Source organism: Bacillus sp. FJAT-27225 (assembly GCF_001685025.1).
Taxonomy (GTDB): Bacteria; Bacillota; Bacilli; order Bacillales; family Cytobacillaceae; genus Bacillus_D.
The window spans coordinates 36,376-50,545 of sequence record NZ_MAYU01000012.1 but is presented as its reverse complement, the minus strand read 5'-3'; the positions used below and the strand labels follow the sequence as shown (position 1 = coordinate 50,545).

Annotated in this window: 11 protein-coding genes and 1 other RNA gene; 10 read left to right on the top strand and 2 right to left on the bottom strand. The window is 44.6% G+C overall.

Features of this window, described 5'->3' with window-relative positions:
- Positions 1 to 6 precede the first annotated feature (6 nt).
- From A8F94_RS07890 to A8F94_RS07855, 8 genes are all read left to right on the top strand, one after another.
- Positions 7 to 849 (top strand): DUF4430 domain-containing protein, encoded by an 843-nt coding sequence (locus tag A8F94_RS07890; RefSeq protein ID WP_066198042.1) that lies wholly within the window; start codon positions 7 to 9, stop codon positions 847 to 849.
- Positions 813 to 1,712 carry an energy-coupling factor transporter transmembrane component T gene (locus tag A8F94_RS07885; protein ID WP_254660817.1) on the top strand — a complete coding sequence of 300 codons (900 nt, stop codon included), beginning with the start codon at positions 813 to 815 and terminating at the stop codon, positions 1,710 to 1,712. The genes A8F94_RS07890 and A8F94_RS07885 overlap by 37 nt, the downstream gene beginning before the upstream one ends.
- On the top strand, positions 1,694 to 3,301 hold the full coding sequence (locus A8F94_RS07880) for an ABC transporter ATP-binding protein (protein WP_077247609.1): 1,608 nt from the start codon (positions 1,694 to 1,696) through the stop codon (positions 3,299 to 3,301). The genes A8F94_RS07885 and A8F94_RS07880 overlap by 19 nt, the downstream gene beginning before the upstream one ends.
- 23 nt (positions 3,302 to 3,324) lie before the next feature.
- On the top strand, positions 3,325 to 4,011 hold the full coding sequence (locus tag A8F94_RS07875; RefSeq protein ID WP_066200313.1) for an ECF transporter S component: 687 nt from the start codon (positions 3,325 to 3,327) through the stop codon (positions 4,009 to 4,011).
- A gap of 151 nt (positions 4,012 to 4,162) precedes the next feature.
- Positions 4,163 to 4,996, top strand: a complete 834-nt coding sequence (locus A8F94_RS07870) for a formate/nitrite transporter family protein (RefSeq protein WP_254660816.1) — start codon at positions 4,163 to 4,165, stop codon at positions 4,994 to 4,996.
- Positions 4,997 to 5,263: 267 nt separating this feature from the next.
- On the top strand, positions 5,264 to 6,049 hold the full coding sequence (locus A8F94_RS07865) for a tyrosine-protein phosphatase (RefSeq protein WP_066198036.1): 786 nt from the start codon (positions 5,264 to 5,266) through the stop codon (positions 6,047 to 6,049).
- 145 nt (positions 6,050 to 6,194) lie between these two features.
- Positions 6,195 to 6,644, top strand: a complete 450-nt coding sequence (locus A8F94_RS07860; RefSeq protein ID WP_066198033.1) for a phasin family protein — start codon at positions 6,195 to 6,197, stop codon at positions 6,642 to 6,644.
- Positions 6,645 to 6,658: 14 nt separating this feature from the next.
- Complete coding sequence (locus A8F94_RS07855; RefSeq protein WP_066198030.1) at positions 6,659 to 8,335, top strand: ABC1 kinase family protein; 1,677 nt, start codon at positions 6,659 to 6,661, stop codon at positions 8,333 to 8,335.
- Positions 8,336 to 8,903: 568 nt separating this feature from the next.
- Here the strand turns inward: A8F94_RS07855 and ssrS are convergent.
- Both ssrS and A8F94_RS07845 read right to left on the bottom strand, forming a co-directional pair.
- A non-coding RNA gene (gene ssrS / locus A8F94_RS07850) (6S RNA) lies at positions 8,904 to 9,097 on the bottom strand.
- Positions 9,098 to 9,155: 58 nt separating this feature from the next.
- Entirely contained in the window at positions 9,156 to 10,031 is an 876-nt protein-coding gene (locus tag A8F94_RS07845) for a GDSL-type esterase/lipase family protein (protein WP_077247608.1), read from the bottom strand.
- A gap of 345 nt (positions 10,032 to 10,376) precedes the next feature.
- Here A8F94_RS07845 and A8F94_RS07840 point away from each other — a divergent pair, with 345 nt between their 5' ends.
- The gene (locus A8F94_RS07840) at positions 10,377 to 11,561 is read left to right on the top strand and encodes a hypothetical protein (protein ID WP_066198024.1); all 1,185 of its coding nucleotides are present in this window, start codon (positions 10,377 to 10,379) and stop codon (positions 11,559 to 11,561) included.
- A 271-nt stretch (positions 11,562 to 11,832) separates the two neighbouring features.
- Positions 11,833 to 14,013: a malate synthase G gene (locus tag A8F94_RS07835; protein ID WP_066198020.1), complete on the top strand. Its 2,181-nt coding sequence runs from the start codon at positions 11,833 to 11,835 to the stop codon at positions 14,011 to 14,013.
- The last annotated feature ends 157 nt before the right edge of the window (positions 14,014 to 14,170 follow it).

Here is a 14,170-nt window from a genome sequence, read left to right as displayed (position 1 = left end):
CAGGCGATGGGAAAAGGAATAATCAAAAGATATTTGTGCGTTTTTTCATTGCTTGCAGCCCTTGTTCTTTCCGGATGCGGCACAGCCGCTGAACCACAGCAGCAGACAGGCGAGCCAAAGGATAAAATAGCGTTAACGGAAGATGCGGCAAGCAATCAAAATAATACGCAGGAAGAGAAACCTGTAAGTAATCCAGAAGAGACAAACAACGATTCAACTAGTTCTGCAGCAAATGAAGAGGCTGGAGAAGAGGAGGCTGGCTCGGCTAAGGAGACAGTCCCTTCAGAAAAAGCAAGTCAGCCTTCGGGCAGTACAGAAACTTCTTCAGCAGGCTCAAAAGATCAAGGCAATTCCGGCCAAAAATCTGAATCGAAAGCATCATCAACAGAGGGGGCATCTTCAACAAAGGCAACGGCTCCGTCTAATGAAACTGGCGCTGCCAGCTCTAAAGCGAGCGCTCAGCCGACATCAAAACCGGCTGCAAAGCCGGCGCCAAAACCTGCACCAAAGCCCGTTCCTGTTGCAACCGCGACGGTTTCTATTAAAGGGCCTGATGAAGTTGGCATGATTATGGGAGCAAAAAAGGTTGAGCTTAAAGAAGGCGACACTGTAATCGATGTGCTTCTCCGGGCTGCCGGGAAATCAATATTTGTTGATTACAGTGGAAGCGGTGCAACAGCATATGTAGCAGGAATCGACAATTATTATGAGTTTGATTATGGCCCAAGGAGTGGCTGGATTTGCAAGAAGAACGGAGTCACCCTTGAAAAGGGAGCCGGGTCGACGAAGGTATCTGAAGGTGACAGGATTGAGTGGATTTATACGGAAGACTTCCTGAAGAAAGAATGAACAGGCTCCATCCTTTCACCGCATTTGTCTACTATGCAGGTGCCCTCACCATGCTAATCCTTTTCCAGCATCCGGCCTTCCTTTTGGCCGGATTTGCTGCCGTTCTGGTTCTGAATTATGTGCAGGACCGCGGCAAGGGGCTTCGGCGCTGGCTTTTTTTTCTGATAACATCAGGAGTGCTCATCCTTGTGATTAATCCACTATTTAATGAACGCGGCCGCCATGTTCTTTTTCATATCGGTGACCACAGGATTACACAGGAGGCCGTCACACTTGGTTTCATGTCGGCATTGTCCATTATCGGGATTATTGCTCTTTTTGTCTCCTACAACGAAATTATGACGCCAAACAAGCTGTTGTTCCTGTTTGCGAGGGTGACACCTCAGTTTGCGATCTTGCTTATGCTCACTTTGAGATTCATTCCGCTTATGCGCCGACGGCTTGAAGAGATATCGGCGGTCCAGGCTAGCAAAGGGATTTCGCTAAAGACCGGAACTTTAAGGGACAGAGCGAAAAACGGGATGAGCTATATTCAAGCATTGCTTGTTTTTTCACTTGAGGAAGCAATCCAGACAGCGGACTCCATGAAGGCGCGTGCCTATGGGACAAGGAAAAGGTCGGCCTACCATCACTTCCGCTTTAAGGTGATTGATATGGTATCATTGGCACTGTTAGCGGTATTTTTTATAACCGCCATTTTCGGAAGGATAAAAGGATGGGGGCTTTTGGCCATTTATCCAGTTATGGAACCGTTCAGTCTATCCATTCAGGATGGAATAGCGTTTATTGGATTTCTCCTGTTTATCGGATATCCAATCATTATTGAATTGAAAGGGGCATTCGGATGGCGTACATCGAACTAAAACAGATTAGCTTCACCTATCCCGATGCCCCGGAACCTGCTCTTTCTTCAGTCTCCTTGAATATGGAGAAGGGAGAGTTTGTCGTTTTATTCGGGCCTTCCGGCTCTGGGAAAAGTACATTGCTCCGTTTATTAAAAGAAGAAATCAGGCCGCATGGAAGCTTTTCCGGTCAAATTTTAATAAGAGGAGCCGATTCGAGCAGCATCGGCTTTGTATTTCAAGATCCCGAGAACCAGGTCGTTGCAGATGATCCCCTGCACGAAATGGTATTCGGGCTTGAAAACCAGGGACTGCCTGCAAGCGAGATGAGAAATCGGGTTGCGGAAATCGTCAGCTTCTTTGGGGCTGAGCCGATTTTGTATAAAAAGATGCACGAGCTGTCAGGCGGGAAAAAGCAGCAAATGAACCTTGCATCAGTGCTGCTCATGCAGCCGGATATTCTTCTGCTCGATGAGCCAACTTCCCAGCTGGACCCTGTCAGTGCCCGTGAGCTGCTTGATATGCTCAAGCGGCTTAATGAGGAATTTGGAATGACAATCATCCTGGCTGAACACCGTCTTGACGATTGTATCATGCTCGCCGACAGGATGGTCATGATGGATAAAGGCAAAGTCACTTATGACAGCAATCCGAGGCACGTAATGGAAAGGCTTTGGGAGGAAGGAGAAAGGGCCTTTGTTCCCAGTATCCCGGCTTTGTTCCTGAACGTAGCGGGAAGTACCGGGCGTGCTTATCAAGAGGGCGGGTCAGCGGGCGATTTCCCGCTGCCGCTTTCGGTTAAGGAAGGCAGAACGTTTCTTCATGTACTTGAGCCAAGAAATAGTGAAGGAAGAAAGCAAACGAAAGCCAGTGGGCAGAATCATAATCCAACCCTTTTAAAGGCGAAAAACGTAGGCTTTCGTTACGGAAAGGACAGCAGTTCAGTCCTTGATGGGCTTAATTTCGAACTGAAAAAAGGTGAATTCTATAGCTTGCTGGGCGGCAATGGATCCGGCAAATCAACCTTGCTAAAGCTTCTTTGCGGGGTCATTAAGCCTGTCTCCGGGAAGCTTGAACTCGATGGAATTCCTTTAAAAAAGATAAAAGAAATGGATATGGCGCAGAGAATCGGCTACCTGCCCCAAAACCCAAAATTGTTTTTTCTTCATGATTCACTCGGTGAAGAAATCTCAGCAGTCTGCAGGCAATGGGGGACCCCTTCGGAGGACGCAGACATTTTAATTGAAAAATTTGGCCTCAGCCATCTGCTCGAGGCCCATCCATATGATTTGAGCGGCGGCGAGCTGCAAAAAGCCGCATTTGTTTGCCTGCTGCTCAGAAAGCCGGACGTGCTTTTACTTGATGAACCAACCAAAGGGCTTGATCCGCTATCAAAGGCAAGCCTGGCAATGGTTTTGCAAGAACAGAAAGACAACGGAGCTGCAATTCTGATTTCGACCCATGATATTGAGTTTGCCGCCCAGCATGCAACCCGCTGCGGTATGCTGTTCCAGGGAGAGATTACATCCGAAGCTGGCCCTGAGGACTTCTTTAGTGGAAACTTTTTTTATACAACGATGATTCAGCGGATGTTTCGGAATTACACTTAATGTTTAGGAAAAAGGGTGGTACGATGAAGGGCAAACTTGTGCCTATTATAATTATTTTCTTCATAATCTTTTTGCTAGTCTATTCATCCTACCATCCCGAAAACACCTTGTTGTCCAGTACCGCAATTGCGGGGCTATCATTCGCTTATCTCTTGTTCCGTTTTGAAAAAAGAAAGGTTGAGCCAAGGGAACTTGTCCTGTTGGCAGTGCTTGCCTCGATTGCCGCTGTAGGCAGGATTCCTTTTGCAGGCATTCCGGGTGTGCAGCCAACTACGTTCGTGATTATGATGTCAGGACTCGTATTTGGCGCAGAAAGCGGGTTTCTGATTGGGGCGGTAGCGGCGCTTGCCTCCAATATGATCCTTGGGCAGGGACCATGGACTCCATGGCAGATGGCGGCATGGGGGCTTGTCGGATTGACAGCTGGGCTTCTTCGCGGGTCACGTTTCATGAGTACCTTAACGGGCAAGCTCGTATTTGGTTTTAGTTGGGGCTTCTTATTTGGCTGGATCATGAATCTTTGGGGTTATCTTGGTTTTGTTCAAACAGGAGGAGAAATGACGCTTTCTTCCTTGCTTGCCTATTTTGCGGCAAGTTCCCTTTTTGACTTTATGCATGCAGCCTCAAACGTTTTTTTTCTGCTGCTTTTTGCAAATGGCTGGGTCAAAAGCCTGAGCCGGTTCAAACGAAAATATGGATTATTGGAGTAAAGAAAGGAATATGGATGTCTATTCCTTTTTTCATATAGGTAACTGAACCTACAGTAAAATGATAAAAATTGTTCACACCGTCTCCCTTCAAATAGGTCAAAAGGATGCTATTATGAAATGTGAAGGAATTCACATTTTGAAGGGATCATGTATGATGGCATCCGCTTATTATAAACCCGAGGAAATACTGGATATAACAATAGAAAACGGTGTAAAAAAAACAAGGTATCCTTTTAAAAAGTCGGCAATCCTGGGCTTTCAGGCAGGGGCATTCATTGCGCTTGGATATCTTCTTTATATCCGTGCCACGGCACCTCTGACAGGAGAAATCGCTGGCCTGTCAACATTGTTGGGGGCAAGCATCTTCCCAATTGGCCTGATTTTGACGTTGCTTGCCGGCGGGGAACTTCTAACCGGAAATATGATGGCTGTGCCCCTGGCCGGTTTTGCAAGAAAAGTACGGATAAGGAGTGTCCTCCACAACTGGGCGATCATTACGTTGTTTAATTTCATTGGAGCGATAACGGTGGCTTATTTGTTTGGCCATGTCGCCGGACTGACTTCTGAAGGAATATTCCTCGAAAAAACAGTCAGCATAGCCGAGCATAAACTAGAAGCCAGCTTTATGCAGGCTTTCGTTTCGGGCATTGGCTGCAACTGGCTTGTTGCTGCTGCCGTGTGGCTATCCTATGGAGCCAAAGATATGATGGGCAAAATAGCAGGGATCTGGTTTCCGACAATGACGTTTGTCGCAATTGGCTTTCAGCATGTCGTAGCAAATATGTTTGTCATCCCTGCGGCTATTTTTGAAGGTCATTTTACCTGGATTGAATACTTAGCCAATTTTGTACCCGTCTTTTTGGGGAATGCCGCAGGAGGGACCGTTTTCATTGCTTTTGCCTATTGGTTTGCCTACAAAAAAAACACCGGGAAGAGAAACAAAGAAATAGCTCCTTTTGTTATCCTTAAAAGCAAAGGATCGTAGTGTTCTTTACAATAAGTAAAACTAGGAAAGCTGTCCCCTAAATAAGTGGGACAGCTTTTGTGTTTTCCGGGCCGCTAACTTCTCCTTTTTAAAGAAAGCCAGCTTGTACCCTGGATGAGCACGTTCTAGTCATTTATTCCACAAAAACTACTCAAAGTAGAATTAGTGGGAAATCCAGTATTTTCTAATTATTTCAACATTTCATGAAACTTTTCTGTACTTGGTTCGTCTAATTATAAAGAGGCTTTGTACGGAAGGAGTTGGACAATGCTAACCGTTGCGCGAGAATTGGAGTTTGAGAAGATACATAACTTCAGGGACATTGGCGGGCTGCCAACTAAAAACGGGCGAAGGATGAAAGCCGGGATTTTGTATAGATCGGATGATTTGTCTGCTTTAAGTAAAAAAGACCTTGCAAGCTTGGAGGAAATTGGCTTGCGGATGGTTTGCGATTTAAGGACAGTAAACGAGCGGAGGTCAAGGCCCAACCGTATACCACCCCATTGGGGGATGAGGGAGTTCCATGTTCCGATTCAGCATGGCAGCCAGGACTTAAGTACGCTTGATTTATTTAAAATTCTCAATAGTAATACAGATAGCCTCGATTTTGAAAATGTAATCCACGACTTTTATCGGTGCCTGGTTGAGGAAAGGAAGGATCAAGTCAGGCAAATATTTGAGCTTATCGATGTAGAAGACCATGTTCCTGCATTAATCCACTGTACTGGCGGAAAGGATCGGACCGGATATATTGCAGCCCTGTTCCAATTATTGGCCGGCGTTCCCTATGAAACTGTTATTAACCAATACCTGCTTTCAAATGAGAGAATAGCTGAAAAAATGAAGAAGCGGGAGAGGTACTTGCGAATGCTGAGCCTTTACCGGATCCCTCCTGAAAAATTCCAGCCGATGCTGGCTGTGGACCGGAAGCATCTTGATTTTGCAATTGGGCAAATACATAAGGAATACGGTACAGTAGAGGCTTATTTGACCAAAGGCTGCGGGCTGAAACTTTCACAAATCAAAAAAATTCGAATGATGCTTGTAGAGTAAAGGGGATTTTGCCATTGGCAAAGTCCCTTTAATTTTCTTTGGGATTCAATTGGAAAGACGTTATTATTTTTCCAATTAGAATGGGTAGGATTCCTTATTAATGGGTATTAAAGATTGATAGCTAAAACAGGAGGTCGAAAATATAATGAACGATTTATTCAGCAGGGGTATTCTGCTTGGTTTAGGTGCGGCAGTTGCAGGAAAGGAAAAACTCGAGGATACCATTATGAAAATGGTTAACCAGGGAATGATGTCCAAAAACGAGGCAGACAATCTCTTTAATGATTTAGTCAAAAAAGGAGCCGAAAAAAGTGAAAGCTGGAACAGTGAAATCAGGACATCCATTACTGACCAGCTGAAGGAACTGGGTTTTGTCACAAAGGACCAGGTCGATACATTACAGGCCCAAATCGTTCTGTTGCAGCAGGAACTGGCTGCACTGAGGAACAAAACCAATCCTGAAACAGAAAAAGCGCCAGAGGCAAACGATACAGCCATCATTACGGATGTGAATAAGGAAGCCGGCTTTTCAGGCAATTTGACAGATTCAAACGGTACAAGCATCCCTCCAAAAACTGATATTGTAACGGATTGATAGTTGGTGATTGAATGTTAACAGACAAATTAAGGCGCCTGGGAAGATACAGAGAAATCATATCCCTGCTCGGGAAATACGGCTTCGGCTATTTAATTGAAGAAGTTGGTCTCAGCCAGCTTCTTTCATTCAAAGAGCGAATCAAGGCTGATTTTCAAAAGGAAAATACACAGGAGCTTGGAATCAGGATTAGGGGGCTCTTCGAAGAACTGGGTCCGACCTTCATTAAGCTCGGCCAGCTGCTCAGTATCCGAAGCGACTTGCTGCCAGCCGATCTCATTCGAGAACTCGAGAACCTGCAAGATAACGTCCCACCCGTTCCGATTGGAAAAATCAAAGAGAAACTTGAACGTGAACTGGGTAAGCCTCCTGAAGAGTTATTCCAGTTTTTCAATGAGGATTATGTAGCTGCTGCTTCCATCGGGCAGGTGCACGAAGCCAGGCTGTGGACTGGCGAAGAAGTTATGATAAAAATCCAGCGACCTGATATTAAAACCAAAATTTATACCGATCTCGATATTCTAATCGATTTATCAAGACTTTTGGAACAGCATTATGAATGGGCTGAGCAAAATAAAGTAACTGAAATATCGGAGGAGCTCTCTGAATCAATCCGAAAAGAACTGGACTATATGCTCGAAGGACGAAACACAGAAATGGTTGCTCTCCAATTTGAAAACACGGATGGCATCAAGGTCCCGGAAATTTATTGGGACTTTACAACATCGCAAATCCTGACGATGGAAAAAATAAACGGAATTAAAATAACCGAGATCAATCAGGTCGTCCGTGATCAGGAAGAAAAGAGAAATGTAGCCGATCTGCTTGTCCAATCTTTCGTGACACAAATTTTAAGAGAAGGCTTCTTCCATGGGGATCCCCATCCCGGCAATATGCTTTATATACCAGATACTCGCCAGCTGGCGTTCATTGATTTTGGGCAAGTTGGCAGGCTTTCCAAAAAGATGAGGTATGATACTGCCTCAATGATGATTGGCCTTATGCAGGAAGATACCGACATGATCGTAAAATCGATTTACCGCCTGTCCGATGTCCCCTCTGATGCAGATGAAGATGAATTTTATGGTGATGTTGACCGCATTAGCAAAACTGTCAGCCGGGTTCCGTTCGGAGAACTTGACCTTGGCATGACGGTCCAGGATTTGCTGTCAACGGCACAGCAGCACCGGATTATTGTACCAACGCAGCTGACAATGCTCGGCAAGACACTCATAACAGTAGAAGGCATTATTTCAGGGATTGATCCGAAGCTGAATCTTCTTCAGTTGGCAAGGCCTTATGCAGAAGAGCTGGTGATCGAGCGATACAACCCAATTAAGATGGGGAAAAGGCTATTGGCTGATGGGGAGGAAATCGCCGAAAAAATCACGAAAATCCCGGGCCGGGTTGACGAAGTGCTTGAGCAGGCAGCCGATGGCGACCTGAAGCTGAAAATCAGCCTTCAGCAGATAGATTCCATCTTCAACAAAATTGACCGGATTTCAAACCAGGTTTCGTTCAGCCTGACACTCCTTGCTTTCAGTATTGTTGTCCTCGGGCTTATTGTTGGTGCCACATTCGGGACCGATACGTTCCTGACCAGCATCCATGCACTTGAAATAGGGTTCGCTGTGGCGTTCTTAATGTTTTTATGGATACTCTATTCGATTTTAAAATCGGGAAGGTTTTAGAGCTAGATCCGGCTGGGTACGTGCCGGGTCTTGTTTTGATGGAACGGTTCACATTGAAGAGTTCCTTGTTTGACGCTTAATTACTAGTTACGCTCTTTGAATAGTTAATTATCACTAGCACTACTCAGGTGACTAATAATTACCGGCAATAGGTTAGATTGCTGGATTAATCACAGTCACCAAAGCGGAGATTAATCCACGAAACGCTGTTTACCAGATTAATCACAGTCACCAAAGCGGAGATTAATCCACGAAACGCTGTTTACCAGATTAATTGCAGTCACCAGATCAGAGATTAATCCACGAAACGCTGTTTACCAGATTAAATACAGTCACCAAATCAGAGATTAATCCACGAAACGCTGTTTACCAGATTAGTCACAGTCACCAAAGCGGAGATTAATCCAAGAAATGCCGTTTACCATATTAATCGGAGTTACCAGAGCAGATAGTAACCCCCGAACACAATTCGCTAGATTTTAACCGTACCTGCCAAACAAATGATACCTACACAAAAGTAGTCAAACAAAAAACCGGCCCCAATCGGGAACCGGTCATAATTTCAATAAGGAAAGCCGCATTTGCCGTAGATAATAAGAAAGTTTTAAACCACCACTCCTCAAAGTGGGTGTCTCCAGAAGCTTTCCTGCTTGTCCTCCTTGCCGTATAGGCAGAGGCATGTCATTTCGGCTCCGTTCAAAAACTCCCTGTTACAGCTTAAAGGTTAAAACTTTAGTATGAATACGAACAACGCAGCTTTTATAGTAGTATCATACACCGTCTGGCTCAATTATTCAATGTAAATAAGTTCCATACAGTGTTAAACTGCAGCCTTTTTTGGACTGGTCCTAAATTGTTCAATTATAAGCGAGGCAATTGCCTTATAGCCAAGCTGGCTCGGGTGAACCCCGTCCGGAGACAGGTTTTGAAGGTTTTCCCCATTTATCACCTTTGATGTTTCGACTACAATCGAACCCGGTATTGTTTGTGCGGTTTTATAAATATTAATGTTCCATTTTGGCAATAATTTCTCTGCCAATGTGTAATATCCCATATCAGGGCTAACTGGGTTATATAGCTCAAGGAACACAATCGTTGCGTTTGGATTGATTTCTGTAATCCTGCCCACTATGTCCCCAAGGTTTTCAGAAAAATTAACTTGAAGAGTGTCAAAAGCTTTAAAGGCGGATGGAATATCATGCCGCTGTTTCTTAATTGTTCTTAACACATCATTCCCGCCGATATTGACAGTGATGATATCAGACTTCTTTATTTGCCCATCATATTGGCCAGAGTATACAAGCTGCTTTAATTCCGTACTTGTAATCCCGTTAATTCCCTCATTATTAAAAGAAACCTGCTTTCCTGTCTGCCTCTCAAGTTCAGCAGAAACCTCGCTGACAAGGTTTTGATGTTGCCCAACCCCATACCCGCGAATCACCGAATCGCCGATAGCGAGATGGTAAAGAGACTCGTTTTCGGATTTCGAAAAATAATCTATATAAGTGGGAATGCTTCCATCTTGGGAAGCCTCCAATGACTGTTTTTTCATTTGCTGGATCTGGTATTGCGGATAATAAAACCAGCCAGCTATACCGAGGACTATGACTGCTGCAACAATGATAAACGATTTTATAACCACCGATGCTCCCTTCATGAAGTCACACGAATTTCCGGATGTCCAATAATAACGCATCCGGTCTATCTCAATTGTACCAAAAATTGTATTAGAACAAATTAGGAAAACGCTGGTAAATCAGTGTTTATGGCCGTAGGATTTCTTGCTCGTATGGAGAGAGCTTTCCACCCTAATTCGTTAAAACCATTTCAAAAATTGAATGAAATCCTTCCTTTGACAGACAAACTTCAACAAGACCATTTGAGTATTTCTCTTACCAAGATATAGCTATTTATATCAAGTTTGTGAAGAAAGTAGCAATTTTTGTCGCATTTTGTTCCGATTCTCACTGAATATAGATAATTTGTATCTAGAAATCAGGCCTATTGTATGACAAAATACATCTAGTAAGGAGGGGGAGTTTTGAAAAAAAGAATTTGGGCTAGTTTAGTGGCTTTAGTTGTTTTAGCTCTAACAGCCGGAGGGTATGCGGCGTATGGAATGAATAAAGATAAAAAAGCTGAGAAATCAGTTGAAGAAGCCAAAGCCTCAGCAACTGAATTATATAATGAAATGAAGAAGCGTATCCTCGAAGGTGAGGAAAGCGGGAAGTTTGAAAAAATCGATGGAGAAAAGGTCCTCCAGGCTGAAGCTTTGGCCGTTGTCGCAAGGACTGATGTCCAAAAGGCATCCAAGGAAGCAATCCGGAAATATGGAGAAATACTCGCTGAAACTGTTTCGCCCAAGATCAATGAAGTAAAGGAATATAACAAAGGTGCGGAAGTTGCCATTGTCCTGTATGAAAGGATAAACAAAGCAGAAAAGATGGCTGCTGAAAATCCGCTTTCGCCGGAATTGATTTCAGGACTACCAAATCTGATGGAGACTGCAAAACAGGAAAACGAAAGGTTCAAGCAGTTGAAGGATCCATATTCCAGCTTATTTGCCGACCGGTATATCGAGAAGGTTGAAAAGCTAGAAAAAATATTGAATCTATTTTTGACAGCGGATCAGGCAGTCCAAACAGTTTTTGACATGTCTACAAATAGCAGGATTGATAAAGCTGATTTCGATAATAAGGTTGAGGAAGCAAGAAAAAGGATTAACGAACTCACAAACCAATCGGTGAAGGGGAACCTCACTTCGAAACTGGAAGGTGCAACCAAAGCATTTGGCTCAATGGATGCCAAGCGCAAAGCAGCGGAAGCAGAACAGAAAGAAGAATTGGCTAAGGAAATAGAAAAGGCCGAGGAACCAAAGATTTTTACTGCACCGGACGGAACAAACTTATTGCTTGGTGAGAAGTCCGTCACCAATCCGGATTGGAAGGTTGCCCAAAAACATGGTGCGGGGGTTTACTATCTACCAGGTTCAGATGTTGGCATGATTGTAAAAAACAATAAATCCCTGCTTACATTTAGCTCGGGCACCATGGCGACTGAAACAAGCCAAGCAGCCCTGCTCGCTGATTTGCTTACAGCAAGGGGTTTCTCAGTTACGCAAAAGGAAGTAGAAAACGTAGTAAAATCAGGATCCCCATTTGAAAAGGAAGCTGATTACTTCCGGGTATACAGAGAAGGAACTAAATTATTCGCTGAAACATGGTAATGGATTAGAGCACTCCAGCTTCGAGCTGGGGTGCCTTTTTTGGTTTTAAGTTGATAAGTATTTCTTATTGACTTCTATCCGATTCTTCTAATGTTAAAAACCTTCCTGTCAATTGTCGTTAAGCGCTTTAACATGATATTATTTTTGTAAAGTTCTTTATTTTTCGAAACTATTATTTGCTCCAAATGCCTGACAGAGCTTCACCATATGGAGAGCAACTTTTTCGGGCAATTTGTTCGGAACTGTGAGCGACAAAAGGAGGTTGGAAGGGTTGGCAATCTATGAAAAAGCTGGAGGGCTTCAGGTAGCACAAGAACTGTACGAATTCGTTCAAAATGAAGTGCTGCCAGGTGCGCAGGTCGAAAGTGAGGCGTTTTGGCAAGGCTTTGGAAAGCTGGTCGAGGATCTTGTTCCAAAAAACAGGGAATTGTTGGCTGTACGCAATCAATTCCAGGAAAAGCTGAATCAGTGGCATCGCGACCATAGCGGCACTTTCAATTTTGAGGAATACAAGGCGTTCCTTGAAGAAATTGGCTATCTAGAACCAGAAGTCGAGGATTTTCAAATTCGGACGGCAAGGGTTGACGAAGAGGTTGCCCTTCAGGCCGGCCCTCAGCTTGTCGTTCCGGTAGACAATGCCCGCTACGCACTGAATGCAGCCAATGCCCGCTGGGGAAGCCTGTACGATGCACTTTACGGTACTGATGTTATTCCGGAAAAGGATGGAGCGGAAAAAGGGCTGCGCTACAATCCTGTGCGCGGGGCAAAGGTTATTGAATTCGGGCGCCAGTTCCTTGATCTGGCAGTACCACTTGATGGAGCATCCCATTATGAAGTTGTTTCCTATGTGGTCGAGGAGGGAGCTCTTAAAGCTGGGCTTGAGGGCGGCAAAAAAGCAAGTTTGAAAGATCCGTCTAAATTTGCCGGCTACACAGGAAGGGCCGAAGAACCAGAGTCTGTGCTTTTTAAAAACAATGGCCTGCATTTTGAGGTGCAAATTGACCCCTCTCATGCAATCGGCAATACAGATAAGGCAGGAGTAAAGGATATTCTTGTTGAAGCTGCCGTGTCCACAATCATGGATTGCGAAGACTCCGTTGCAGCGGTCGATGCAGAGGATAAGGTTCGCGTTTACAGGAATTGGCTTGGGTTGATGAGGGGAGACTTGAAGGCAACCTTCAAAAAGGATGGCCGGGAAGTGACGAGAAGCCTGAATCCAGACCGTACATATTTATCACCGGCTGGGGAGGAAGTTTCCCTGAACGGGCGTTCGCTCATGTTCATCCGCAATGTCGGCCATCTTATGACAACTCCTGCCATTCTTGATTCCGAAGGGCAGGAAATACCAGAGGGTATAATGGATGGTGTATTGACAAGCCTGATTGCAAAGCACACTTTGCTTGGTAACGGTTTTTACCAGAATTCGAAAAAAGGTTCGATTTATATAGTTAAACCGAAAATGCACGGATCAAAAGAGGTTGCTTTTGCAAACGAGTTATTTGACCGGATTGAAGACCTTATCGGCGTGAGCCGGAACACGCTAAAAATCGGTGTCATGGATGAAGAACGAAGAACAACGTTGAATTTGAAGGCATGCATCAGAGAAGTAAAAGACCGAATCGTCTTTATCAATACAGGATTCCTTGATAGGACTGGCGATGAAATCCATACATCGATGGAAGCCGGCCCAATGATCCGCAAGAACGAGATGAAGTCATCGGCATGGCTGACAGGTTATGAAAGGTCCAATGTTTTAACCGGACTTTTGGTAGGCTTTCAGGGACGTGCCCAGGTTGGAAAAGGGATGTGGGCCATGCCTGACATGATGGCGGCCATGCTTGAGCAAAAAATAGGCCATCCCGAGTCAGGTGCCAATACGGCATGGGTACCTTCGCCGACTGCAGCTGTACTGCATGCACTCCATTACCACCAGGTCAATGTAAAAGAAGTACAGGATACAGTAAAAGCAGAGGCAAACAACCTTCGGGATGAGATCCTCCAGATTCCGGTTGCGGAAAATCCGAATTGGAGCCGTGAAGAGATACAGGAAGAATTGGACAACAATGCACAAGGCATTCTTGGGTATGTGGTTCGATGGGTGGAGCAAGGCGTTGGCTGTTCCAAGGTGCCTGATATTAATAACGTCGGTTTGATGGAGGACCGCGCAACACTGCGAATCTCCAGCCAGCATATGGCCAATTGGCTGCATCACGGAATCTGCAGTAAAGAACAGGTTCTCGAAACCTTTAAACGGATGGCAAAAGTCGTTGACAAGCAAAATGAACACGATTCGTCCTATCGGCCAATGTCAGCGGACTATGAGCAGTCTGTAGCATTCCAGGCCGCACTTGATTTAGTTTTCAAGGGCTATGAACAGCCAAGCGGCTATACGGAACCTATTTTACACAGAAGGCGCCAGGAGGCAAAAGCGAAATCTCTGGTAGAAAATTAATAAAAATTGTACGAAGCCGGTACCGACCATCAGGGTATCCGGCTTTTTTTAACGAGCTTTGGACTCGGGTAAATTCCCCTTAATTATGAACAAACTATTTCTAAACGATTAATGAAAATGGAAACTTACGCAAACAAGTTGATTCGCGGCTCAATTA

What these genes read in the sequence shown, in the direction of transcription:
- A8F94_RS07890 (WP_066198042.1), top strand. Translation starts at nt 7, where the DNA reads ATGGGAAAAGGAATAATCAAAAGATATTTGTGCGTTTTTTCATTGCTT.
- A8F94_RS07880 (WP_077247609.1), top strand. Translation starts at nt 1,694, where the DNA reads ATGGCGTACATCGAACTAAAACAGATTAGCTTCACCTATCCCGATGCC.
- A8F94_RS07875 (WP_066200313.1), top strand. Translation starts at nt 3,325, where the DNA reads ATGAAGGGCAAACTTGTGCCTATTATAATTATTTTCTTCATAATCTTT.
- A8F94_RS07870 (WP_254660816.1), top strand. Translation starts at nt 4,163, where the DNA reads ATGATGGCATCCGCTTATTATAAACCCGAGGAAATACTGGATATAACA.
- A8F94_RS07865 (WP_066198036.1), top strand. Translation starts at nt 5,264, where the DNA reads ATGCTAACCGTTGCGCGAGAATTGGAGTTTGAGAAGATACATAACTTC.
- A8F94_RS07860 (WP_066198033.1), top strand. Translation starts at nt 6,195, where the DNA reads ATGAACGATTTATTCAGCAGGGGTATTCTGCTTGGTTTAGGTGCGGCA.
- A8F94_RS07855 (WP_066198030.1), top strand. Translation starts at nt 6,659, where the DNA reads ATGTTAACAGACAAATTAAGGCGCCTGGGAAGATACAGAGAAATCATA.
- A8F94_RS07845 (WP_077247608.1), bottom strand. Translation starts at nt 10,031, where the DNA reads ATGCGTTATTATTGGACATCCGGAAATTCGTGTGACTTCATGAAGGGA.